Genomic DNA, 22,232 nt, shown 5'->3' on the forward strand with positions numbered 1-22,232 from the left:
TTCTGGAGAACAGCGCCCACGTCGGGCGCATGAAAACAAAGGATGAAATTTCCGCCAGGAGGAAGGCCTATCGTGAACGTACTCGCGAAAGGGCAGCTGCCTATACGAAGGTGTATCGGGACAGGCACAAAGAGAGAGTTAACGATCAACGAAGAGATCACTACGCCAACAATAAGTCCTCTATTCGTGAGAAAGGCAGAGAGCGACAACGTTCGAGGTCCATCAAGCAGAGGTTTCTTGATGGAGTCAAAGCCCTCATCTACCAACAAAATCGCAGGCAAACGGACCCAAATTTCAAGATCGCCCACCGGTTACGCGTCCGCATCAATAGAGTGTTAGGTGATCAGTACACAAACGGCTCTGCGGTTTCGGATTTAGGTTGTTCAATTCCGGAGTTCAAAGCCTACATTGAAAGCAAGTTCCTCCCAGGCATGTCATGGGAGAACTGGGCGTTCGACACCTGGCACCTTGATCACATCAAGCCCTTGGCGTCGTTCGATCTAACCGATCAGGCGCAGTTCCTACAGGCGTGCCACTACACAAACATGCAGCCCCTGTGGGCGTTGGACAACATGAAGAAGGGCGCCCGTTGAGCCTGTACGCCGATTTCCTCACCCGGCTCCAACAAAAATTCCCCGAGGACGGGGCAGAGATGTCTATGTCGGACTTCATCTGCGCGAACACCAGCCTCCGGAAGAAGCAGTTCTCGTTCAAGGGTTATGAGTTCCAGCGTCAGATAGTGGACGACCTACACCTCAACCTGTCGGTCATCAAGTGTTCGCAGGTGGGTCTGACCGAGGTCCAGATCCGAAAGTTCCTCAGCTTCCTCAAGCGCACCAACGGCATCAACGGCATCTTCTCTCTGCCGAACGATGACATGTACAAGCGCGTCTCAAAAACGCGCATCAAGCCGCTCGTCGATGACGAGCTTGTGTTCAACCAACACGATGCGTCGAAGAAACCAGCCCGGTCGATGGACCTATACCAGATCGATGACAGCTTCGGTTTCATCACCGGCGGCAAGGAAGGTGACGCCACCTCGATCAACGCTGACATCATGTTCAACGACGAGGTCGATTTAACCGACCAGGAGATCCTTGCGCTCTACGGCTCCCGCTTGCAGGGCTCCGACATCAAGATGCGTCAGGGCTTCTCGACTCCGACCTTTGAGGGCTACGGCATCGACAGCATGTACAAGGCGTCGGACCAGCACGAATTCCTGTGCCGGTGCGGCTGCGGCCACTGGAACCTGCCGGTCTTCAGCCCGCGTTTCGTCAGGATCCCTGGTCTCTCTGCGGATCTGAACGATCTCTCCGAAATCGACAACGATATGGCCGCGAAGTTCGATTTCGATGACGCGTACATGATGTGCGAGCACTGTGGCCGGCGCCTCGATCTCGGTGACCCCGATCGGCGCGAGTGGGTGCCTCGACACCCCGGCCGGCTCGGCCGCGGCTACTGGGTTCGACCCTTCGCCACACCCCGCCTGAGCGTCCGATACATCGTCGAGCAGCTGCTCGACTACAAGCGCAAGAACTCAATCCGCCGCTGGTACAACACTGTGCTCGGCGAACCCTACAACGACGCGAATGCCCGCCTCTCCATCCCGGAGATCGAGGCCGTCATGAAAGGCGAGGGAGCCGTAGATGTACCCGATGGATCTCCAGTGGCTGTGGGTGTGGACGTCGGTCAGACCTGTCATGTTGTCGTGGCTCATCTGGGACTATCGGTACCGGTTGTTTTTGAATGGCTGCAAGTTCCCTCCGACCAACTGAAAGAGAAGCTGGCCGAGCTGCGCACGCGATACCACGTCGTCGCCGGGGGCATGGATCTTAACCCCTACGCCCCGCTCGCCAGGGAGATCCGAGACGACTCCAAGGGCATCATCATGCCCATTGAATATTCGACGAGCCTCAAGGCGGCGGCAGTGACCCTCGTCAAGGACGAGATGGACAACATCACCCATGCTTCGTCTAACCGCACCGGCATCATCGACAAGATCGTAGGTGAGATCCGCGCCCGCCGCCTGGCGTTCGCCGGGTATGGCAACAAGAAGCTGATCATCCAGACGCACCTTCAAGACATGGTGCGCGTCGAGCTGCCCGAACAGCCCGCGAAATGGGTCAAGCTGACCGGCGACGACCACTTCTTCCACGCGCTCGGCTATCTTCTGCACTCGCTGCGGGTCCACGACTATATCGCCAGCCAGGACGAACAAGAGGAACGCCAAATGGCTATGCTCTTCGGTTTGAGCCCAACTGTGCAGCAGAATGAGGCATCACTTAATTACAGAACAAGGATCAAGACCCCATCTGTCCTGGGACTTGCATAAGGACACGCTGTGGCGGCTTTTGATTTTCTCAGCGCAATCATCCCTGCGAAAAAGAAGGCCAAAGTTGGTGGCACCGCTTCCACGCCTACTTTCAACCCGCAGCAGGTAGACCGCGTCCTCACGGTCCCGCAGTACCGGGATCACCTGACGGATCTGTTCACCTCCAGGCAGTCGGATGATAGCCGGACCCTTCTGCAATCCCTGTTCAAGTTCGATCCGGACGTCTCGGCCGCGCTGAACGCCTATCTCACGATGGCGAACACCGACTGGATCATGCTTGCGCGCGATCTTGAGGGCAACATCGACCGGGATGCGACCAAGAGCCTGATGCTGGCGATCGAGAAGATCGGCCGGCCCACCGATTACACGCTCGGCTTCCAGCTGAAGAAGAGCATGCGCTCGATCGCCGAGGAGCTGCGCTACATGTGCCTGCTCCGCGGCGGCATCGCCGCCGAGCTGATCGTCGACAAGCAGATGCTGCCCGACCGCATTCGCAACGTCGATCTGGCCACCATCCAGTGGTACGAAAAGAAGGCGGGCGATTACAAGCCGATCCAGAAGATCACGGGCTCGAACGACGAGATCAACCTCGACATCCCCACCTTCTTCGTATCACACTACCGCAAGGACCCGACCTCGATCTACGGCACCTCGACGTTCGTGTCGTCGATCAACACGATCGCTGCCCGTCAGCAGGTGATCAACGACCTCTACCGCATCATGCGCCTCACGGGCTTCCCCCGGATGGCTGTCGAGGTGGTCGAGGAAGTCCTGACCAAGAACGCACCCGAGAGCATCCGCTCGGACGACGTCAAGCTGCGTGAGTGGAAGGCCAATCGGCTGGGCGAAATTCGTTCGGTGATCGAGGGGCTCCGCTCCGATCAGCCGCTGATCCACTTCGACAGCGTGCAGCCGTCGATCATGAACGATACCAAGCCTGGCGCCGGCGTCGACATCACGGCGGTGATCGAGACGCTCAACGCCCAGAACCAGGCTGCGTTGAAGACCATGGCGACCGTCATCGGCCGCGGTGCCTCGGGCGTCAACACGGGCTCCGTCGAGGCGCGCATCGCTGCCATGAACGCCGACGAGCTCAACGAGCCGATCGCCGAGCTCCTGCAGAACATTTTCTCCTTCATCCTGCATCAGACCGGCTTTCAGGGCTTCGTCGAAGTGCAGTTCCGCAAGGCCGAGCTGCGTCCCGATACGGAACTCGAGCCGCAGCTCATGCTCAAATCCAGCCGTCTGCGCCAGGATCTGTCGGACGGTCTCATCACCGACGACGAATATCACCTGTGGATGTACGGACGACTCCGGCCCGACACCTCCCCCGAGGTAAGCGGCACCGGCTTCATGACCCCTGTCAAAACCAAGGCCGAGGAGGTCAGCCCCAACTCCGACCCCCTCGGCCGCTCCCTCGCGCCAGAGGGCGGCAAAGCGGCGAGGAGCAACTAGCCATGGCCCAGAACTTCCGCGGCAAGATCATTGAGGCCGGCTATCCCTGGAGCATCCGGATCCAATTCACCAACTCGATAAATTTCCCAGTTGAGGCCACCTTCACCTCGCAGGTGCGTGAGAAACCAGAGTCGGCCCTGCCGATCATCGAGTTGACCACTGCCAACGGTGGCGTCGTCCGGCTTGATAGCGTGACGCTGGAGATACACATCCCGGAGACAAGCCCAGGTATCTGGCCGGTCGGGAAGACCGTCGTGCTCGACGTCATACGCACCGATGGCACGCAGAACGAACATCTCGGGATCCTTCTGCAGGTCCCAGTCCGAAATCCCGTGACTAGGCTGTAACATGGTAGACATGATCACAATCGAAGACGCAAGTGACGAATTGCTCCTCTTCGGCGGTCAACTTGGTGACAACATCCTCAAGATTGAGGCTATTGGCCCCAAGGGCGACGATGGCGACAAGGGCGACAAGGGCGACACCGGTAAGCAGTTGATATATGTAACTGGAGCCCCGGCGACCAACGTTGGTAATGTCGGCGACTTTGCCATCAGAAACACCGGGGATGTCTACGAAAAAACGGCGGCAAATGTCTGGACGCTGCGCTTCAATATAAAGGGTCCGCAGGGCGACCAAGGCATCCCTGGCCCTGGGGACATGAACGCAGCTGAATACGACAGCAACAACGACGGCAAGGTCAACGCGGCGGATGTCGCTGATAGCGCGCCGTGGGACGGTATCACGGACAAGCCGGCAGCGTTCCCGCCGGAGACCCACATCCACGCTGACGCGACCGAGACCGACCCCGGCTTCATGTCGGCCGCCGACAAGACAAAGCTCGACGGCGTCAGTGCTGGCGCCACGGCAAACGCGACCGATGCCGAGCTGCGCGACCGCTCGACGCACACGGGCACCCAGAGCGCGGATACCCTGACCGATGGCGCCACCAACAAGGCATTCTTGGCCGCCGAGCGCACGAAGCTGGCAGGTATCGCCGCCGGTGCAACGGCCAATCAGACCGACGCCTATCTGCTTTCGCGCGCCAATCATACGGGAACGCAGGGGCAGAACACCGTAACCAATCTCACGACCGATCTCGCCGCCAGGCAGCTGACCTCCGAAAAGGGCCAGGCCGGCGGTTATGCCGGTCTCGACGGCACCGGCAAGGTTCCGGCCGCGCAGATGCCGTCCTATGTCGACGATGTGCTTGAATACGCAAACCTTGCTGCCTTCCCTGGCACTGGCGAAGCGGCCAAGATCTATGTGGCGCTCGACACCAATAAGACCCATCGCTGGTCGGGATCGGCCTATGTCGAGATCTCCGCATCGCCCGGTTCCACGGACGCGGTGACGGAAGGCGCTACCAATCTGTATTTCACGGCGGCCCGTGTTCGCTCTACGCTGCTGACCAGCCTCTCGCTGCTGACGAGCACCGCGGTCATCGCCACCGACACGGTGCTCGATGCGATTGGCAAGCTTCAGGCTCAGATCACCGGCCTGGTGGCCTCTGCTATTGGCTTCACGCCGGCAAATGGAATTGGTTCGACCAATGTGCAGGCCGCCATCGCCGAGATCGCACGCAATAACCGCAACTATCTGATCAACAGCAACGGTGCGATCAACCAGCGCGGTGTTATATCGGCGAACGATGATACCTACGCCTGGGACCGGCATTACGTTCTGACCCAAACGGGAGCGGTTGGAACTGGCTTTATAGTCGATCCGACCCCTGGCGTTCTGTGCATGATGCGCCAAACACAAGCACAGGTAGCCGCGCAACGCATGGGCATTGCCCAGATTGTCGAAAGCATCAATTGCCGAGATCTGCAAAGCAGCGTCGTCACGCTGCTGGGCAAGCTGCGTTGTTCCTCGTCGCAGGCAATTCGATATGCGGTCCTTGAATGGACCGGAGCTCGTGACGTTGTGACCTCCGATGTCGTGAATTCCTGGACAAACGGCACCTTCACCGCCGGTCAGTTCTTCACCTCGACCACGCTCAACGTGCTTGCAGTTGGCTCGACTACGCCTACCGTGGCGACCGTTACGGACTTCGCTCTTCAGGCGACTGTTGGAGCGTCCGCCAACAACCTGATCGTGATGATCTGGACCGAAGGCACGGCAGCGCAGGGCGTAACGCTCGACGTAGCCTGGGAGCTGGTCGACGGCACTCGGGATGCTTCTGCCTATCCGCTTGATCAGCGAACCATCCAAGACGAAGTAACGCTCTGTCAGCGTTACTATTGCAAAAGTTTTCCCCTTAATACAGCTCCAGTCGAAGGAGTTGCCTCATCGTGGATCGCAGGATTTGCGTGGTCAGCAGCAGCCATCGGGACGCAGACAATTAGTTTTCCTGTATCGATGATCGGCATTCCGACAATAACCTTTTTTAAGCCAGCTCAGATCACCGGAACAAACAGCAAGTGGCAATGGTTCGATAGCGGACTGGGCAGCTACCAAGACAGTTCCGCGACGATTGTTTCCAGTGGCGCAATACAAAGTAACGCCAGCTTTTCTGCCAACCTTACGGTGGCGGGTGCGACGGCGAAAGGCGGCTACATTGTGCAAGGCAATTGGACTGCGGAGGCCGAACTGTGATTATCACGTCAGCAAAATATGTGGGTAGCGCGATGATCGTTGCCGTTATCGACGGTCAGGAGAAGAACGTTCCCGACGATCTTAGAAACATGCATCGTCAAGCAATCGAAGCCTGGGTCGCGGCTGGCGGCGAGATCGCGCCCTATGTGGCGCCACCGCCGTCGATGGATGACTATTCGATCGCGATACAGCTTCATCTCGACGCTACGGCGGCAACCCGCCAATATGACAGCATTCAGACGGCTGTCACCTATCGCGGTGACAGCAACCCGGTCTTTGCTGCCGAAGCTGACGCGCTGTTCGCCTGGCGGTCCAGCGTCTGGACATATGCAACTGAGGAACTCGCCAGGGTCATGGCCGGCGAGCGGACACAGCCTACAGTGGTGGCGTTCATCGCCGAGCTTCCCGAGATGGTTTGGCCCTGATCATCACTGTGCATCATACTGCTGCACAGCAGGTTTGCGCCCTGACCAACAAATCACGACATGCCCCCCAGCAACGTAGGGCATATTGTGAAACAAATTTCGAAGACACCGGAGATCATCGCTCGCCTGAGACAGGCGATCGGGTCATCCGCGTCGGTCGAGAACCTTGCCGTCTTCGAAGCCATTGCCCTCAACAATCTCCCGCTGCGTAAGCGTCACCCGCTCTACAACGGTGCGGTCGCGCAACGCTCACTTCTCCTGGAAATGGCCCTGGCGCTCGAAGCTGAGAGCCGGCCTGTCCAGATCATGCACGAAGGCAGTCTGCTGCCGATCGGCCGCGTCTTTCATGGCCGGGTGATCGACGGTGTCGACACCGAGCTCCGCGTCCTTTTCTGGATCGACAAGGAGCACGAGGACAAGATCCGTCAGATCGACAACGGGACCATCGATCAAGTCTCGGTCGGGATCATGCCGAAGCAGATGATCTGCTCGGCAGACGGTTTCGATTTCCTCGGCCCCGAAGCCGGCCTTGAACACCTATTCACCGGCACTACGCCCGATGGCAACACGGTCGGTGAGAACGGCGTCTACTGCAAGATGGTGGGACTCGAAGCATTCTTCGAGATCTCCCTCGTCGGACAAGGCGGCGCCCAAAACGCGCGCATCGTGAACAACGATCAAAGTCATTTCTCGCCTCACATCAAGGCACTGGCTGCGAACGTCACGCTCGATCGTCTCGCACTCACCGCAACTGCAACCACCAGGGAAAAGCCCATCATGGACGTCAAGGAACTCCTCGCCGAACTGCGCTCCACCGAGAAGGAGAGCATGAAGGTCACCATCGAAAACGAGGCGCTGAAGGCGACGAACCTCACCCTCACCAGCGAGCGCGATGCTCTCAAGACCCAGCTCGCCGCCGCCAGCCAGACCGAGCCGGCGGTCAAGACCGAACTGGACGAGCTGAAGACCAAGCATACGGCCACGGAAGCCAGCCTCACGGCGGCCGACACGGCTCTCCGCGACATCTGCAAGAAGGTCCTGACGGCATCCGGCCAGGTCGCCGCTGAAGTCCCGGAGAAGCTCGAAGACGTCGTCGCCAAGATCGCCGAAACCAAGATCAACCTGGTCGCCGGTGGGACTTCCCAGGGCGCCGAGAGTGATCTCGCAGCCTCGGTGGCGCCAGCGGTCACTTCCTTCCGCACCCGCCGCTAAACCGCAACAGGAACACAGGGAAACACATCCATGCCCACCTATTCTCACCAGAACGTCACGCTGCGCGGGTTCCACTGGGAAACCTCGTCGCTCACCGGCAACCTCGCCACTGGTATCACCGCAAACGACGTCGGCAAGGCCGTCTCGGTGGACCCCTCCGGCGCGAACAAGTTCAAGCTGTCGGGCGATGGCGACGTCATCGTCGGCCGTCTCGCTTCGGTCGAGGACCGCAGCGTCGAAGGCTCGCTGATCGGCGCGATCGAGTTCCAGTTCGCCAACATGCTTCCGATCAAGGCTGGCCTCGCGGCCGGTGAGATCGTGGCTATCGGGTCCACGGTCATTGGCGCCGGGAACGGTGAAGTCAAGGCCCTTACGACCGGCAGCGGTCCCACCGTCGCCGCCCCGAACCACAACATCAACTTCGTCGCTGAAATCATCGGCACGAACGCGGTGGTCGTGAAGATCTAATCGAACCCCGAACGAAACGAGGAATACCGACAATGCAATACAAGCCTCTCTCTCAGGTCAAGCGTCGGGGTGTCGAAGCTCTCGCCGCCCTGCGCTCCGAAGACGCCCAGGCGTCGAAGGGTGCCGGCCAGAAGATCCTTGCCGAAGCCAAGTCCTTTGGCCTCGGCATGCGCGACTACCTCAACCTCGCGATCGACGTGCGCGGTTCCGAGGAAGCTGACAAGCGCTACCGCGACGACCGCGGATATCTCTCGGGCTACGAGGCCTCGCTGGCCTTCCTGAACCTGCCGATCCAGAACGACTTCGAGCGCGGCATCGTGCTGGAAGCTGCGTCGGACACGTTCCAGACGTTCCCCGGCGTCCGCGCCATCTTCCCGGAAGTCGTCGATGACGTCGTCCGCTGGAAGTTCCGCCAGGACAACCTGGAGACGACCTCGGCACTCGTTGGTTCGAGCCGTACCATGTCGGGCGTCGAGCTGATCTCGACGGTCGTGGATGACAAAGCTGACGACTACCAGGTCGTGTCGGCCGTGGCCGAGCTCGGTCGCTTCCCGGTCAAGACGATCCGTCTGTCCGAGCAGTCGGTCAAGTTCTACAAGCACGGCGGTGGCTACCGCTTCTCGTACGAGTTCGACCGTCGCGCCAGCATCGAGACGCTGGTGCCCTACGTCAACCGTATGGACCGTGAGAAGGAAATGTCGAAGGTCCGCGCGGCCACGCACATCCTGATCAACGGTGACGGCGTGAACCCGGCCGCTCCGGTCGTTGGCCAGAAGGACTTCGTGTCCACCGCCACCGACAAGAAGCTGAACTACGAAGCGCTGCTTCGCTGGTTCGTGGCCCGTGCCCAGGCTGGTATCCCGATCGACACCGTTGTCGGCAACTGGGACACCTACATCGACTGGCTGCTCCTGTTCGCCATCCCGGTGTCGAACAACAGCCGCACCGATGCGGAGAACCTGGCGGCTTCGGGCTATCAGATCGGCGGCGTGCCGATCCTGAAGGGCACCGTGAACTTCGCCCTGTCGTCCGCTGCCCCGGCCAAGCAGCTTGTCGGTATGTCGCGCGGCGACACGCTGGAAGAGCTGAACGAGGGCGGTTCGCAGATCGAGGAGACCGAGCGCGCGATCACCAACCAGTCGATTACGTTCACGAAGTCCGAGAACACCGGATACAAGCTGGCCTTCAGCGACACCCGGTCGATCTACGACTACGACAGCACGGACGACTAAGAGCCCCGAAGGCCTGTCACCGGACGGTGACAGGCCTTTCCCGCGTTGAGGAAACACCATGATCAAACTGCTTGCGGAAACCAAGGGCTCCTTCCAGCTCCACGACCTGGCCCACAAGGGTCAGCGAATTCACGCTCGTCGACCGAGCGTCATCGAAAACTCGCACTTCATCCAGGATCGCATCGGCCGCGGCCAGGTGCGGATCATCTCCGAGCTCAAGCCGGAGGCGGCCGACGCTGACTTCGTCGCCTACATGAAGGAGAGCGAAGGTGATGAACAGCTGGCGATCGACGCCTTCCTGGCGGAATTCGGCGGGGAAGCCGTCGAACAGCCGATCAAGAAGAAGCGCGGCGCCAACAAGCCGAAATCCGACGAGATGCCCAACCTGGAAGACGCCTGATGCGTACCTTTGAGGCCGGCCGGGACGTCACTCTCCCGGTCAACCTTTTCTACAACGGCCAGCCTGCCGTCCCGGATGCCGGGACGGCAGTTCTGTCTGTGGCCGACCCCGGCGGCGCGGTGATCTACACCGAGGATCTGGTGACTGGTCCGACCGACGTCGTGATCCTCGTGACGATCCCTGCCGAACACAACCAGATCTCCACGTCCTTCGCCCGTCGCATCGTGAGAATTTCTGCGGCGCGCTCCGGCGTCCCCTTTGACTCCATCACCGCGTACCGGCTTGTGCCGACCATCCTCTACACCGTCCAACCCAAAGACGTTCGGTCTTTTCTGGGTGTCAACGAGAGTGAGCTGCCGGACGAGGACGTGGATCTCTCGGGCGCCCTTCTGAACCTTGAATTCTCGGTCTCGCGCACGACCCTGGCCGCCGCCCTGACATCTGGTGAAGAGGCCGAGCTGCGGGCCAACGAGGCGATCCTGTATCGTACCGTCCTGGACATCATCCCATCACTCGCCAACCGAGTGGCCATGGAAGAGACGGACGGCGCACTCAGCTTCCGCCGGAACGCCCGCAAGGACTTCTCTGAGCTGAAGGCCGCTGCGGAGAGCCGGCTGTCGGCCGCCATGGCTGTCATCAGCCCCACGATCGACCCGGGTTACGCGATCCTGATCACGACGGCCGACGCCGACCCGATCACGGGTGCATAATGGCCAGCCTTCACACCGCCGCCCGCCGGTTCCAGACGCTGATCTACAAGGAGAATGGCCAGCCCTTCAACGGCACCATCATGCCGGTCGACGACGGCAAGGTGCCGACCTACGACTTCTCGTCGCCCCGCCTGCTGCTTCGTACAATCGTTGATGGTGTGGTCAAGCCGCGCGACGTCATCCTGGACAGCCTGGGTCGTCGCTTCATCGTCGCCAACAATGGCTATTCGACCTACGGCGACCAGTTCAGCTGGCGCCTATTCCAGGTACTGGCCGACCTGGCCTGGAAACGAAAGGCCGGCGCGACGGACACGCTGACGGGCCTGAAGCGCGCACAGCCGTCCCAGGACCTCGGCATGATCCCTTGCACGGTCGAGATGACCGGCCGCGAGTATCCCGAGCCGGCCACCAATCTGTCGGAAGAGACCCGCCGGATCGTCACCTCGGTTCAGCTGCAGCTCGGCGATCAGGTCGACGACGCCGTCGTGCGCCGGATCGACACGGCGCTCGGGGTTACCTATGCCGAGATCCGCTAAGGCCAAAATCACAGCTACCCTCACGAAGCATGGGTCGTCGGTCCCAGGCGGCACCGCCTCAGCCTCGGTCGGCCGGTCGGTGAACCAGTTCGTGACCTCCGACATGGGCAAGCTCCCCAGCATCGTCGCTGCCAATCTAGCCAGGACGATCGAGCGGTCGAACCGCACGAATTTCTTTGCCACCAAGGCCGAGACGCTGGCGAAGCGGATCTCGGACGGCATCGACGCAGAGCTCCGCAAGATCGGCCAGTTCATTAGTTCCGAGCTGATCGGCATCCATTCGGAGACTGAGTACGGCGGCAAGACGTCACTCGAAATTGATGAGTTCGACGAGGCTGGCATCATGGTGGACTGGCGCAATCTGGCCAACATCACCCGGCGCAAGAAGACCGCCAACAAGGACAAGTTCTTCCTGCACACCTCGGCGCTTCGCTCCGAGATCCGAGCAAAGGCCGGTCCTGGGCTGGTCAACCTGAACTCCGGTTTCAAGTCCCGAGGAGGGAGCGGAGTGGTCAGCTACGGGTGCGTGACGATCCGTCCTTCCTACTACACTGACGACACAGGCAAGCGCGTCTACAAGATCGCCGACATCTCCATCAATCTCCTGGCCGGCGCCCCCGCCAGCGCAGCGCGCGCCGTGTTGACCCAGCAAGTGTTCAACCAGAGCCATAGCGCCGCCGGCAACATGCCGGTGTTGGCCCGCCTGATGGGTCTAAGCGAGAGCGCGATCAAGAAACTGGAGGGTGGAGTGATCGACCGCAACCGCATCAAGCGGAGAAACCGGAGTGGCTTCAAGATCGGGTCAGTGGAGAACACATTCACCGGCGATCGCATGAACTTCTACAGGCCGATGCTCGAGCCGTCCCTTGCATACTTTTTCCAGAAAAGAGTCCCAGCCGCGGTTGAGAAAGCCCTGAACCGCTATTCGATCGGCAAGATCCGTCAGTACGGAGGTAACTCGTGAGCTACATGAATGTCTGGACGTCCCTGGCGGCGTACGTGAACCAGCAGATCCAGATGATCGCCGCCAACGGCATCACGCCGGCCGAGAGTATGCTGATGTTCGATTGGGAGGATCACGCCAACATCGAAGAGGCACCGGCGAAGCACCTGATCGGTCCCGCCTCACTCGCGCTCGACGAGATCTCCAACGGGATATACAGCGCTACGTTCGTGATCGGCGTCGGCTCCTTCAGCGACGACGGTCTCTTCGTCCACCGCCGGATGGTGGACTTTCTCTTCAAGTCATTGATGTCAGGAACGCGGCTGTCGGTCTTCGACAGCCAAACTGAGCAGGCCTACAGCTGGCTCAAGATCGTAGACGGGACGTCGGTCGCCCCGATGACCAAGGCTAACACCAGAGCCTTGCAGTTCATTCAAGCCGAGGCGTTGGTCGACCCTATGGTATAGTGGGCCTGCAAGATGGCCCGGTTGGTCTCGTCTTCTTGAGCGAGAGCCGTCTCAATAAGCGTGACGATTTCAGCGGACAAGGATCGACGGAGAAAGGTTGAACGGCGCTCCAGGAGCTCCTTCAACTCGTCGTCCACGTTTACAGTAATGCGCTTCATTTTACACCATTGTGCTGCACAGGTTCGTTGCTCATGTAGGTGGTGGTGCCCACCTAACAAGCGCGATTGAAAGATCATTCTGCGCCGATTTCAAAAGGAGCACTCCATGGCCGGTAACGCCAAAACGAATAAGTTTATGCTTTCGACGGCGACCGTCATGCTTGGCGCCCTCGCTGACCTTCACAAGCTGAACCCGATGGAACATTCGATCGGCCTCGTGAAGAACTTCCAGCTGACCGGCGAAGCCGCGTACACCGAGCTGACCCAGGGCATCCGCAACGCGGTCGTCATGTCTGTCCGCACGGGCGAAGGTCTCAAGACCTCGTGCGAGGTCTACGAGTTCACGGCGAAGAACCTCGCCTACGCCGCCGGCCTCGACGCGTCGGGCGCCACTTACGAGACCGTGGATGAACTGTCGGCTCTCAAGACCGCGACCGACGCTGATGGCGACACGCTGGTTCTGGCCACCGCGCCGACCACGCCGCTCGTCGCCGGCGACTACATCTTCGTCCAGAAGGGCCAGGACGACTATGTCCACGTCGCCAAGGTCGCTTCGTATGTCTCGACCGTCGACCCGACGATCACGCTGGCCGAGGGCTTCGAAGTCCCGACCGGCATGACCTTCCCGGTCGGTGCCCGTATCGGCCGTCTGATGCGTGTCGACATCGGCCAGAACGTGACCCAGCCGGACCTGGCCTGCAAGGTCACCGGCATTCTGCCGAAGGACAACACACCCTTCACCATCCTTCTGCCGAAGGTGAAGGTTACCCGCGGTCTCGGCATCTCCTTCGCGTCGGACAACTTTTCGAACATGCCGTTCGAAATGCAGCCCTACGAGATGGTCACGACCGATCCCTTCTACGGGGAATACGGTCAGGGCCAGGCGGTTCTTCTGGCCCGCTAATTTCCAAAACTGCGTAGAACAAGACCTCGCCCGTGACTACATCACGGGCGAGGTTTTTCTTTTCTAGGAGCACTGAATGTCCGACGTACAGGACCGTATCGAGATCACACAAGACGGCGAAACACGCGAGATCTTCATGTCCTTCGGGCTGCTGAACGAGGTCACCACGTTGATGGGTGAACCGGCAACTGCTGCCAGTGTTTATTTCGCCCCCAAGCTTCGTGAGCAGGTGCTCCTTGCAGCGCTCCACAAGCGTACCAAGACGGGCAAAGTCGAGGCGCCGATTGGATCGCTCGACGATGTCGAGATCTCGATGTCTGACATGGAAGCCCTCCTGGCATGGGAGGTCGATCACGCCATCGGTTTTTTCACAAGATCTATGGATCGGGTGGTGAAGTTGAAGGGGGACCTCGAAAGTCTCAATCAGGGCGCGTCTTCACTGAATGGGTCTCCAGTCTCTCCTTCGAAGAAGCAATCATCTGGACGCTGAAGGTGAAGCCAAGCGATCTGCGCGAGGTCTACTGGGATCACACCTACAAGGACCTCGTCACGATCGTCCGGCTGAACACGGAAGGGAAGGTAGCGGAACTCGGTCAGCACTTTGACAACCTGGCAACGGTGGTGTCGAAGGCTCTCGGTGGCTCCGACGATGACGATGCCGATGAAGACGTCACAGTGATCGAAAGCTGGGACGACCTCGCGGCAGCATTTAGAACGCTAGGGGGTCAAGTTGGCGCTTGAGCAGAACGATATCCGGTACGGCGTCGACATCGACCTGCAGGATAGTCTTCAAGCAATCGACAAATTCCAGGGTAAGCTGCGATCCTTCGGCGACGACCTGGCCGTCAGCGCCACCCAGGTCCAGCAGCAGATGCGCAAGGCGGCGCAGGAATACGTCTCCTACATCCGCAAGCTGGAAAGCGAGATCAACTCCCTGAAAAAGCAGGGGCAGGACACCTCCGCGCACGATGCGCGCCTGTCCCAGATCCGCAACCGTCAGCGCTCGGCGCCGGCCGCCGTAGCCGGCGACTACGCGAGAGGCTCGGAACAGTCCCAGGCTAACCGCGCTGTCTTCCAGCGCGAGATCAACGAGATGAAGTCCACCACCAACCAGTTGGTGGGCAAATACTTCGACGAGTTGAACGCCACCTACCTCAAGTCCGTCAAGCGCTCGCTCACCAATCTGCAAAGTGAGGAGACACTTCTCCGCAGTCGGATGAACGACCGCAACTCGCGCGCGACCATGGGTGACGCCGCCTACGGCTTCATGAAGCAAGGCGAGCGCCGGAACCTCAACGGCGGCGCCAACCAGTTCCTGTCCCAGGCCGGCATCCTGAACAACTACGCCCTGGTCGGTGGTGCCTACAGCGCCGCCTTCAGCCTTGGCAACTTCATCACCAAGCTGGACGAGCAGTTCAAGCAGTTCCAGGCGATCACCGCCTCGACCAACAGCGAAATGGGGCTGATGGAAGACCGGCTCCTCTCGGTGTCGGAGAAGACCAAATTCACAGCCAACGAGATCGCCGAAGCCGCGACCCTGATGGGTCAGGCCGGTCTGTCGGCCGGCGAGGTCTCCGCATCGATCGAGCCAGTCGCCAAGCTGGCGACCGCCGCCGGCACCGAGCTGAAGGACGCCGTCGATCTCGTCACCACCTCCCTGAACGTCTTCGGACTTCAGGCGGGCGAAGCCGGTCACCTGGCTGATGTCTACACCGCGGCCCTGAACGAGTCCAAGCTGACGCTCGACCAGCTGTCGGCCGCCATGCAGTACGCCGGCAACACGGCTGCAACCGTTGGGGTCAGCTACAACGAACTGACCGCTGCGGTTGGTGCGCTCGCCAACGCCGGCATCCGCTCCGGCTCGACCATCGGCACCGGCCTTCGCCAGCTCCTGGTGGATCTGATCACGCCGTCCAAGAACCTGAAGGCCGAGCTTTCCCGCCTTGGCCTGTCGCTGGAAGACATCGACGTCAAGTCGCATGGCCTCTCGGGCGTCATGGAGAACCTCAAGAATGCGGGCTTCGACACCTCCAGCGCCTTCAGCGGCCTCGAGGTTCGCGCCGCCGCTGCCTACACAGCGCTCTCGAACAATCTGGACACCATGTCGGAGCTCCGGCAGTCCTTCCTTCTGACGAACGCTGCCGCCGAGGCGAACGCGACCCAGATGGAGTCGCTCACCAACACCGCCAAGAACTTCGGCTCGAACCTCGGCGCCTTGGTCTACACGGCCTTCCAGCCTTTCATCCGCACCCTCCAGAACACGGTCTCCGCCGGGGCATCGGTGCTCGCCTGGCTGCGTGAGCTTCAGCCACTGGTCCAGATCGTGGGCACGACCTTCGCCACGCTGGTTTCAGCTTCGCTCCTGGTCAAGCTGGGCAGGCTGGTCGCCGGTCTAATCGGTATCGGCACGGCGGCGACCGGCGCGGCCGGCGCCATGGCGGCGCTCCGCGCGGCCACGTTGGGTAATCCGATCTTCCTCGGCGCCACTGCCTTGATTGTAGGTCTCCAGCTCCTGTCGACCTACGGGGACACCGTCGGACACGTGGCTTCGTCTCTCGACAAGCTCAAGACCGAGCAGAACGAATATCAGGCGTCAATCGACCAGACCAACGACCGGCTCACGAGCCTGTCCACGACCATGGACGACCTGGCCCTGAAGCAGAAGAACCTCGACAACGGCAGCGAGGTCCTGCGCAAGACCAAGATCATGGAGGTGCTGTCCACCTTCCAGGAACTGACCGGCAGTATCGACGCTTCGTCGGCCTCGGTCGCGGACCTGATCAAGGCCATGCAGACCCTCAAGGCCGAGATGATCAAGGGTCTGCCCGGACAGTTTGGCCTGCTGGTCGACAAGATTGATGAGAAGACCGGGCTGCTTCGCGAGGCCGCCTCCGATCAGGCGCGGGGCGACAGCTACTGGACGACCTCTCTCGGCGCTTCTCGGCGCTTCGGCGTCGGCGGCGCGGTCGAGACCCGAGACATCCCCTCCTACAACGACAAGGTTGCCCAGGAGTTCGGCAAGGACATCGCTGAAGCCTTCCAGATGTCGACCAACCAGACGGATCTGGACAAGGTCGATGGACAGCGCGCCCAAGCCTTGGCGGTCATGCTTGAGCGGCTGATCCTCGGCACCGAGCGGAAGATCAAGCCTCTCGACGCGCGCAGCGGTTTCCTCGGCGTCGGCGGCGACCTGTCTGAAGACGAAAGCACACAGCTCTCCACCCTCAAGAAGAACCTCGACTTTCTGCAGTCGCTCAAGAAGGGCTTCGAGCCGATCTCCAACTACCTGGTGCAGATCCAGGCGGAGAAGGCCGATCGCTCCGTCCAGGTTTCCAAGCAGTCCGCTGCCTCGCTCCAGAACACCGCTGGCTATCAGGCGGGCGACCGGGCGAAGACCGAGACCAAGCAGTACCTGCAGAACCAGCTCGGTGAGATCATCAGCGCCGACCTTCCGATCGAGCAGACGAAGGCCGCTTACGACGACCTGGAGACCGAGCTCAACAAGCGCATCGAGAAGATCAATGCCGATCTGAAGTCCGCGGCCGATGAGATGCGCAAGTCCGGAGAATTCAGCGAGAAGGAGATCGCGGACGCGGTTAACGGCAGCGAGCTGAAGACCGACATCGCCGGCTTGCAGGGGGCGTTCAAGAAGGGCGCCGAGGGCTCGGTCAAGGCCTTCAAGAAGTTCCAGGCTTACATGATCGAGGAGGAACAGAAGAACGTCGAGAAGCAGGTCGCCGCGACAAAGAAGCAGCTCGGTGACGCTCAGAACGAACGCCAGGTCGATCTCCTGGAGAACCAGCTCTACGGCCTCGACACCAAGCTGGCAAAGCTGGAGCAGGATGCCTTTGACGCTGATCCCGACAAGGACGTCGGTACCAATGATGCCGATCTGGAGCTGGCCAAGCGCAAGATCCGTGACGAGCAGAAGACCCGCCGTGATGACCTCGTCCAGTCGGTGATCGAGAAGCGCGCCGACCTGGCGAAAGCGGCCAACGAGACTTTCGACGACAACCTCAATGACCAGCTGAAGCGTGTTCAGGACGAGATGAAAAATCTCGCCCAGTCGATCGATAACAACTCGACCGAGGAATACATCAAGACGGTCAGGGACAAGCTGAACGAGCTCAACGAGAAGGCCAAGGCACTTGCCGGCCAGATCGCTGGTATCAACGTCGGTCAGGACTTCGGATCGTTTGCTGTGGGTGGCTTGCCGACCGCGGGCGCCACCGACATCCAGCGCCAGATTATCGAGGCGGCCAACAAGGCCGGCATTCCCCCACAGATCGCGCTCGCTATCTCGTCCTTTGAGACGGGCGGTACCTTCGATCCGTCGTCGAAGAACCCGAACTCGTCTGCCGCCGGCCTGTTCCAGAACACGGACGACAACTGGGCGAGCCATGGGCTGCAGGCTGGTGATCGCAGCAGCATCTCCATGCAGATCTTCGCCGGTATTCAGGACATGCTGCGCACCCAAAAGGAGCTCGGGTCCACCCAGCTTTCCTTCAAGGATTACTACGGCTCGCACCTGCTCGGCCAGGGTGGCTACGGGAAGGTGTTGGCGAACCCGAACGCCAACGCAGTCGGCCTTCTTGGATCCGAGGCCGTCGCCGCCAACGGGGGCAACATCCAGCAGACCGCGTCCGAGTTCCTGGACATGGTCTACAAGAAGGCCGCGGTCCACCTCGAAAAGGTGAAAGGCATGGTCCAGAAGCCAATGGACGCTGCCGACGACGCCCTGACCACGCAGACCGACAATCTCACCGAGGGCGCGCGTGACGCCGTGCGCTCGGCCGGCGAGAAGATCCAGAAGAACCAGATCAAGACGGCCACCAAGCTGCTCGACAGCCAGGCCAAGGCGATCGAGGCCCAGATCAACACCCTGATGGTCCAGTCCTCCAAGGCTCAGGACCCACAGGCCCTCCAGTCGATCATCGATCAGGTGAAGGCGAAGTGGGCCGACATGACCGAGAAGGAGGTCGCCTCGTTCACCAAGGCCAACAAGGGCACCGATGGTTTCGATGAGCGCCTCGCTGGTCTGAAGGATCAGCTGGAAAGCGGCCTGGGTGGCAAGATCGTCACGCTGCTCGATCGCTACCAGCAGTCGATCGAGAACATGGAGTTCAAGCCGCTTGAGGACGCCCAGGCGAAGCTCCAGGCCGCGCAGAACCCACTGTATGCGAACAAGTTCTCCGACGTCCAGGTCCAGGGCATGCAGCATGACGTCCAGCTCCAGGAGCAGGCCGCCCAGCAGGAGCGCCTGAACCAGCTTGAGCAGCTCCACGCCTACATCCTCCAGCAGGTGTCCGCGGCCGAGCAGCAGTACGGCGCCAACAGCCAGATGGTCCAGGCCCTCAAGGAGCGCCAGTACTCGGTCGAGCAGAGCCTGACTGGCGTGCGCCGGCAGGCCACGGCTGACACCGAAGCAGCTGCCCAGGGCGAGATGACCTTGAGCCAGGCGATCGAGGCCGCCAACCGCGCCTGGATGCAGCGCAACGGCCTGATGGACGCCAATGGCAACTTCATCTCGTACGCGCAAAGGGCCGGTGAGGCTTGGGGCCAGGTGCTCGACGGTCTGACGAGCTCTATGTCCACGCTGTTCACGGATCTGGCGTCCGGCTCGATGTCGGCCGGCGAGGCCTTCAAGAAGTTCGGCCTGTCCGTCGTCCAGATGCTCATGCAGATGATCGCCAAGGCGCTCGTCTTCAACATGCTGCAAAATCTCATGGGTGGTGCAGATAGTGGCGGCGGTGGCGGCTTCCTCGGCATGTTGTTCGGTGGCGGGAACGCAACCGGCCAGTACATCGCCGGCGTCAAGCGGGCCGCCAATGGCGAGATGATCACGGGCGCGAGCACGCCGTTCCGCGATAGCCAGCTCCGCATGGTCCAGCCTGGTGAGATGATCCTGCGCACCTCCGCCGTGAACCAGATCGGCCGGGACGCCCTGGAAAAGGTCAACGCGCTCGGCAACCGCCGGATGTCCGCTGGCATGCCAACCTTGCCCGCCCAGCCCCCGGTCGATCAGCGCCCTATCAACGTCTGGGCGGTCCTGCCGGAAGAGAAGCCGCAGCTCGGGCCAGACGACGTGGTGGCCTACATCGGCGACGACATCCGCCGACGTGGCGTAACGCGCAAACTTATCCAGTCGATTGCTTCAGGGAAGATGTGATGCAGACGTTCGACTTTCCCTTCCACCTTGTCGAGGATCAATACCCGTCGAGCTCGACCGTGATGCAGTTCGGCGGTGGCTACCAGTTCGCCACCAAGCCGAATGGTCCGGACCAGATCACTTTCAAGCTGTCCTTCAAGGCCATGTGGTTCTTCGAGCGCAGCCCTGGCGTCGTGGACCGCGATCGTGACCCGCAGATCAACATGCAGTGCATGCAGGACTTCTACGAGAACCACCGGCTCTACGAGCCCTTCTATTACTCGCACCCACGCCGTGGCCTTCTCAAGGTCCGCTTCTCGAAACCCCTCCAGATCCCCAAGGGCGTCGAGAAGGGCAACGGCCAAACCGAACAAGTCAACGTCGAATTGATCCTTCAGCCATGACAGCAAACAAACCCATCGAGCATATGGCCGACTCCCAGAAGCTGACGGCTGACGGGAAGGTTAACCTCTACGAAATCCAGCTGAAGACCGAGCCAGTCATCCTGCGCCTGAGCGACACCGTGACCCGCACCTGGCAGGGCCAGGTCTGGGAGATGTTCGGCGTCCAGCTGTCAGGTGAGAAGCGATCGGCTGATGATGAGGAGACCCGGCCATCGCTGCAGCTCATCAACCCCGAAGGCGTCTTCAGCACGCTCGTCCGTCAGCGTCTGCTCGACCGCGCCACCGTGATCCGCTACCGGCTCCTGCGCGAGCACTATGAAGGCGACGTGCAGATCTTCCAGCGGCGCATTTGGTACATCTCCCGTATCGCCGACGTCACTGCCGGCCAGTCGATCACCGCCGAGCTGCGCGTGATGACGGAAGGACCCAACAGCCGCATCCCGGCCCGTCAATTCATCCCACCGGAATTCCCCATGGTGAGGCTAGCCTGATGAACTATCAGCACCTTCTGGGCCGTCCATTCGTCTGGGGATCTCAGGACTGCTTTGGTCTCCTGCGCGACTTCTACCACGACATCTTCGGCATCGATCTACCCAACTTAGCCCGTCCGGAAGACTTCTACCAACGAGGTCTAAACCTGTTCGGAGAGAACTACAGGAGCATGGGCTTCAAGGAAATTCAGGTGCATCCGTCCGAGATCAAATTCGGCGATGTGGCTGTTGCTGCGATAGGCTCCACTTTTGGAAATCACTGCGGCACATTCGTTGAAAACGGGCGCATTATCCACCACCTCTACGGTGGCCTGTCACAGGTTTCACCGTTCCGGGGAATGATGAGGAACAACTGCATCGGCGTCTATCGCCATCAGGATGTTCCCAGTGGTTTCGTCACTGCGACGGAGACACGCGATCTTCGGGACTTCCTTTCGCCGAGCAAGCAAAAGCTGTTGGATGAACTTCGAGCTGCCCATTCAGGAACTCAAGACGAAGCTGACAGACGGCCCTGAGCGCGTCGGCTTCGTCCTGGTGACCGGCGAGGTCGTCGAGGTTCAAAACATCTGCGTCCATTCGGACAACGGCTTTGAGGTCTCGGGCACAGACCTGGTCCAGTACCACGATCAGGTGTTCGCCTCCTGGCACACCCACCCGGAACAGAACTCCAACCTGTCGACCAACGACTGGTACGGCTTCCGCAATTATCCAGACTGGTTGCACCTCATCATCGGGACGGACGGCGTGAGCTCGTACCGGGTCGATAAGGGTCGCGTCCTCGCCGATCAGAAATGGGAAAATGAAGGTTAAGGTATTCCTCCACGGATACTTCTCAAAGTTCCATGAAGGCCCGATCGAGGTCGAAGCCAGCACTGTCTCCGAAGCCGTCTCCCTTCTAACCCGTCAGCTCCCGGGCTTCCGTCCCAACGCCGTCCGTGGCCGGCACCGTATCTCCGTCGTGGGCTGTGACAAGGTGGAAGATCTCTACCGGCCGGCCAAGGATGGTGAGATCCACCTGATCCCCCAATTCGCCGGCGGTAAGAAGGGTGGCTTCCTCCAGATCCTTCTCGGTGTCGCGCTCGTCGCGGTTGGCTGGTTTGCCGGCGTTGGCTGGCTCCTCCAGGCCGGCGCGCTGGTCTTCCTTGGTGGTGTCGCCCAGTTGCTGATGCCCACGCCTGATAGCGAGGACAATCAGAAGAAGTCCCGCTACCTCGGCGCCTCACAAAACACGGTCCAGATCGGAACACGTATCCCCATCCTGTACGGCGAAGACCTCGTCGGCGGGCATTACCTCTCGTTCGACACCGACGCAATCGTAACAGGATAACCACGCATGCGACCAAACCAAG

23 protein-coding genes are annotated in these 22,232 nt (G+C 60.5%); all 23 read left to right on the plus strand.

What is annotated here, in order from left to right; translation table 11 throughout:
• Positions 1 to 29: 29 nt before the first annotated feature.
• Entirely contained in the window at positions 30 to 593 is a 564-nt protein-coding gene (locus FJ949_RS09580; protein ID WP_140495491.1) for a hypothetical protein, read from the plus strand.
• On the plus strand, positions 590 to 2,332 hold the full coding sequence (locus FJ949_RS09585) for a phage terminase large subunit family protein (protein ID WP_140495492.1): 1,743 nt from the start codon (positions 590 to 592) through the stop codon (positions 2,330 to 2,332). The genes FJ949_RS09580 and FJ949_RS09585 overlap by 4 nt, the downstream gene beginning before the upstream one ends.
• A 9-nt stretch (positions 2,333 to 2,341) precedes the next feature.
• Complete coding sequence (locus tag FJ949_RS09590) at positions 2,342 to 3,787, plus strand: hypothetical protein (RefSeq protein ID WP_140495493.1); 1,446 nt, start codon at positions 2,342 to 2,344, stop codon at positions 3,785 to 3,787.
• 2 nt (positions 3,788 to 3,789) lie between these two features.
• Entirely contained in the window at positions 3,790 to 4,134 is a 345-nt protein-coding gene (locus tag FJ949_RS09595) for a hypothetical protein (protein WP_140495494.1), read from the plus strand.
• Between the two features lies 1 nt (position 4,135).
• Positions 4,136 to 6,385, plus strand: a complete 2,250-nt coding sequence (locus FJ949_RS30510; protein WP_210242134.1) for a hypothetical protein — start codon at positions 4,136 to 4,138, stop codon at positions 6,383 to 6,385.
• A 32-nt stretch (positions 6,386 to 6,417) separates the two neighbouring features.
• Positions 6,418 to 6,810 (plus strand): hypothetical protein, encoded by a 393-nt coding sequence (locus tag FJ949_RS30625; RefSeq protein ID WP_246680004.1) that lies wholly within the window; start codon positions 6,418 to 6,420, stop codon positions 6,808 to 6,810.
• Between the two features lie 60 nt (positions 6,811 to 6,870).
• On the plus strand, positions 6,871 to 8,022 hold the full coding sequence (locus FJ949_RS09610) for a hypothetical protein (protein WP_140495495.1): 1,152 nt from the start codon (positions 6,871 to 6,873) through the stop codon (positions 8,020 to 8,022).
• Positions 8,023 to 8,052: 30 nt separating this feature from the next.
• A complete protein-coding gene (locus FJ949_RS09615; protein WP_140495496.1) occupies positions 8,053 to 8,490 on the plus strand; it encodes a hypothetical protein in 438 nt (145 codons plus the stop codon).
• A 32-nt stretch (positions 8,491 to 8,522) separates the two neighbouring features.
• On the plus strand, positions 8,523 to 9,722 hold the full coding sequence (locus tag FJ949_RS09620) for a hypothetical protein (RefSeq protein WP_140495497.1): 1,200 nt from the start codon (positions 8,523 to 8,525) through the stop codon (positions 9,720 to 9,722).
• Between the two features lie 58 nt (positions 9,723 to 9,780).
• The gene (locus FJ949_RS09625) at positions 9,781 to 10,122 is read left to right on the plus strand and encodes a hypothetical protein (RefSeq protein ID WP_140495498.1); all 342 of its coding nucleotides are present in this window, start codon (positions 9,781 to 9,783) and stop codon (positions 10,120 to 10,122) included.
• Positions 10,122 to 10,832: a hypothetical protein gene (locus FJ949_RS09630; RefSeq protein WP_140495499.1), complete on the plus strand. Its 711-nt coding sequence runs from the start codon at positions 10,122 to 10,124 to the stop codon at positions 10,830 to 10,832. The genes FJ949_RS09625 and FJ949_RS09630 overlap by 1 nt, the downstream gene beginning before the upstream one ends.
• On the plus strand, positions 10,832 to 11,368 hold the full coding sequence (locus FJ949_RS09635) for a hypothetical protein (protein ID WP_140495500.1): 537 nt from the start codon (positions 10,832 to 10,834) through the stop codon (positions 11,366 to 11,368). Before FJ949_RS09630 ends, FJ949_RS09635 begins: the two co-directional genes overlap by 1 nt.
• Positions 11,369 to 11,459: 91 nt before the next feature.
• Positions 11,460 to 12,332, plus strand: coding sequence for a hypothetical protein (locus tag FJ949_RS09640; RefSeq protein ID WP_140495501.1), 873 nt, complete (start codon positions 11,460 to 11,462; stop codon positions 12,330 to 12,332).
• Entirely contained in the window at positions 12,329 to 12,778 is a 450-nt protein-coding gene (locus FJ949_RS09645; protein WP_140495502.1) for a hypothetical protein, read from the plus strand. Before FJ949_RS09640 ends, FJ949_RS09645 begins: the two co-directional genes overlap by 4 nt.
• A 294-nt stretch (positions 12,779 to 13,072) precedes the next feature.
• On the plus strand, positions 13,073 to 13,840 hold the full coding sequence (locus FJ949_RS09650; protein WP_210242135.1) for a hypothetical protein: 768 nt from the start codon (positions 13,073 to 13,075) through the stop codon (positions 13,838 to 13,840).
• Positions 13,841 to 13,916: 76 nt separating this feature from the next.
• Positions 13,917 to 14,330: a hypothetical protein gene (locus FJ949_RS09655; protein WP_140495504.1), complete on the plus strand. Its 414-nt coding sequence runs from the start codon at positions 13,917 to 13,919 to the stop codon at positions 14,328 to 14,330.
• A 2-nt stretch (positions 14,331 to 14,332) separates the two neighbouring features.
• Positions 14,333 to 14,581: a hypothetical protein gene (locus FJ949_RS09660; protein ID WP_140495505.1), complete on the plus strand. Its 249-nt coding sequence runs from the start codon at positions 14,333 to 14,335 to the stop codon at positions 14,579 to 14,581.
• Positions 14,571 to 20,009 (plus strand): phage tail tape measure protein, encoded by a 5,439-nt coding sequence (locus FJ949_RS09665; protein WP_140495506.1) that lies wholly within the window; start codon positions 14,571 to 14,573, stop codon positions 20,007 to 20,009. Before FJ949_RS09660 ends, FJ949_RS09665 begins: the two co-directional genes overlap by 11 nt.
• Positions 20,009 to 20,392 carry a hypothetical protein gene (locus tag FJ949_RS09670; RefSeq protein ID WP_140495507.1) on the plus strand — a complete coding sequence of 128 codons (384 nt, stop codon included), beginning with the start codon at positions 20,009 to 20,011 and terminating at the stop codon, positions 20,390 to 20,392. Before FJ949_RS09665 ends, FJ949_RS09670 begins: the two co-directional genes overlap by 1 nt.
• The gene (locus FJ949_RS09675; protein WP_140495508.1) at positions 20,389 to 20,883 is read left to right on the plus strand and encodes a hypothetical protein; all 495 of its coding nucleotides are present in this window, start codon (positions 20,389 to 20,391) and stop codon (positions 20,881 to 20,883) included. Before FJ949_RS09670 ends, FJ949_RS09675 begins: the two co-directional genes overlap by 4 nt.
• Positions 20,883 to 21,398 (plus strand): NlpC/P60 family protein, encoded by a 516-nt coding sequence (locus FJ949_RS09680; protein WP_140495509.1) that lies wholly within the window; start codon positions 20,883 to 20,885, stop codon positions 21,396 to 21,398. The genes FJ949_RS09675 and FJ949_RS09680 overlap by 1 nt, the downstream gene beginning before the upstream one ends.
• A complete protein-coding gene (locus FJ949_RS09685; protein WP_140495510.1) occupies positions 21,343 to 21,693 on the plus strand; it encodes a hypothetical protein in 351 nt (116 codons plus the stop codon). Before FJ949_RS09680 ends, FJ949_RS09685 begins: the two co-directional genes overlap by 56 nt.
• Positions 21,683 to 22,210, plus strand: coding sequence for a tail assembly protein (locus FJ949_RS09690; RefSeq protein ID WP_140495511.1), 528 nt, complete (start codon positions 21,683 to 21,685; stop codon positions 22,208 to 22,210). Before FJ949_RS09685 ends, FJ949_RS09690 begins: the two co-directional genes overlap by 11 nt.
• Positions 22,211 to 22,232 lie beyond the last annotated feature (22 nt).

It is taken from the genome of Mesorhizobium sp. B2-4-1 (assembly GCF_006442185.1).
GTDB lineage: Bacteria > Pseudomonadota > Alphaproteobacteria > Rhizobiales > Rhizobiaceae > Mesorhizobium.

What these genes read in the sequence shown, in the direction of transcription:
- FJ949_RS09580 (WP_140495491.1), top strand. Translation starts at nt 30, where the DNA reads ATGAAAACAAAGGATGAAATTTCCGCCAGGAGGAAGGCCTATCGTGAA.
- FJ949_RS09595 (WP_140495494.1), top strand. Translation starts at nt 3,790, where the DNA reads ATGGCCCAGAACTTCCGCGGCAAGATCATTGAGGCCGGCTATCCCTGG.
- FJ949_RS30510 (WP_210242134.1), top strand. Translation starts at nt 4,136, where the DNA reads ATGGTAGACATGATCACAATCGAAGACGCAAGTGACGAATTGCTCCTC.
- FJ949_RS30625 (WP_246680004.1), top strand. Translation starts at nt 6,418, where the DNA reads ATGATCGTTGCCGTTATCGACGGTCAGGAGAAGAACGTTCCCGACGAT.
- FJ949_RS09610 (WP_140495495.1), top strand. Translation starts at nt 6,871, where the DNA reads ATGCCCCCCAGCAACGTAGGGCATATTGTGAAACAAATTTCGAAGACA.
- FJ949_RS09615 (WP_140495496.1), top strand. Translation starts at nt 8,053, where the DNA reads ATGCCCACCTATTCTCACCAGAACGTCACGCTGCGCGGGTTCCACTGG.
- FJ949_RS09620 (WP_140495497.1), top strand. Translation starts at nt 8,523, where the DNA reads ATGCAATACAAGCCTCTCTCTCAGGTCAAGCGTCGGGGTGTCGAAGCT.
- FJ949_RS09625 (WP_140495498.1), top strand. Translation starts at nt 9,781, where the DNA reads ATGATCAAACTGCTTGCGGAAACCAAGGGCTCCTTCCAGCTCCACGAC.
- FJ949_RS09630 (WP_140495499.1), top strand. Translation starts at nt 10,122, where the DNA reads ATGCGTACCTTTGAGGCCGGCCGGGACGTCACTCTCCCGGTCAACCTT.
- FJ949_RS09635 (WP_140495500.1), top strand. Translation starts at nt 10,832, where the DNA reads ATGGCCAGCCTTCACACCGCCGCCCGCCGGTTCCAGACGCTGATCTAC.
- FJ949_RS09650 (WP_210242135.1), top strand. Translation starts at nt 13,073, where the DNA reads ATGCTTTCGACGGCGACCGTCATGCTTGGCGCCCTCGCTGACCTTCAC.
- FJ949_RS09655 (WP_140495504.1), top strand. Translation starts at nt 13,917, where the DNA reads ATGTCCGACGTACAGGACCGTATCGAGATCACACAAGACGGCGAAACA.
- FJ949_RS09670 (WP_140495507.1), top strand. Translation starts at nt 20,009, where the DNA reads ATGCAGACGTTCGACTTTCCCTTCCACCTTGTCGAGGATCAATACCCG.
- FJ949_RS09675 (WP_140495508.1), top strand. Translation starts at nt 20,389, where the DNA reads ATGACAGCAAACAAACCCATCGAGCATATGGCCGACTCCCAGAAGCTG.
- FJ949_RS09680 (WP_140495509.1), top strand. Translation starts at nt 20,883, where the DNA reads ATGAACTATCAGCACCTTCTGGGCCGTCCATTCGTCTGGGGATCTCAG.
- FJ949_RS09685 (WP_140495510.1), top strand. Translation starts at nt 21,343, where the DNA reads ATGAACTTCGAGCTGCCCATTCAGGAACTCAAGACGAAGCTGACAGAC.
- FJ949_RS09690 (WP_140495511.1), top strand. Translation starts at nt 21,683, where the DNA reads ATGAAGGTTAAGGTATTCCTCCACGGATACTTCTCAAAGTTCCATGAA.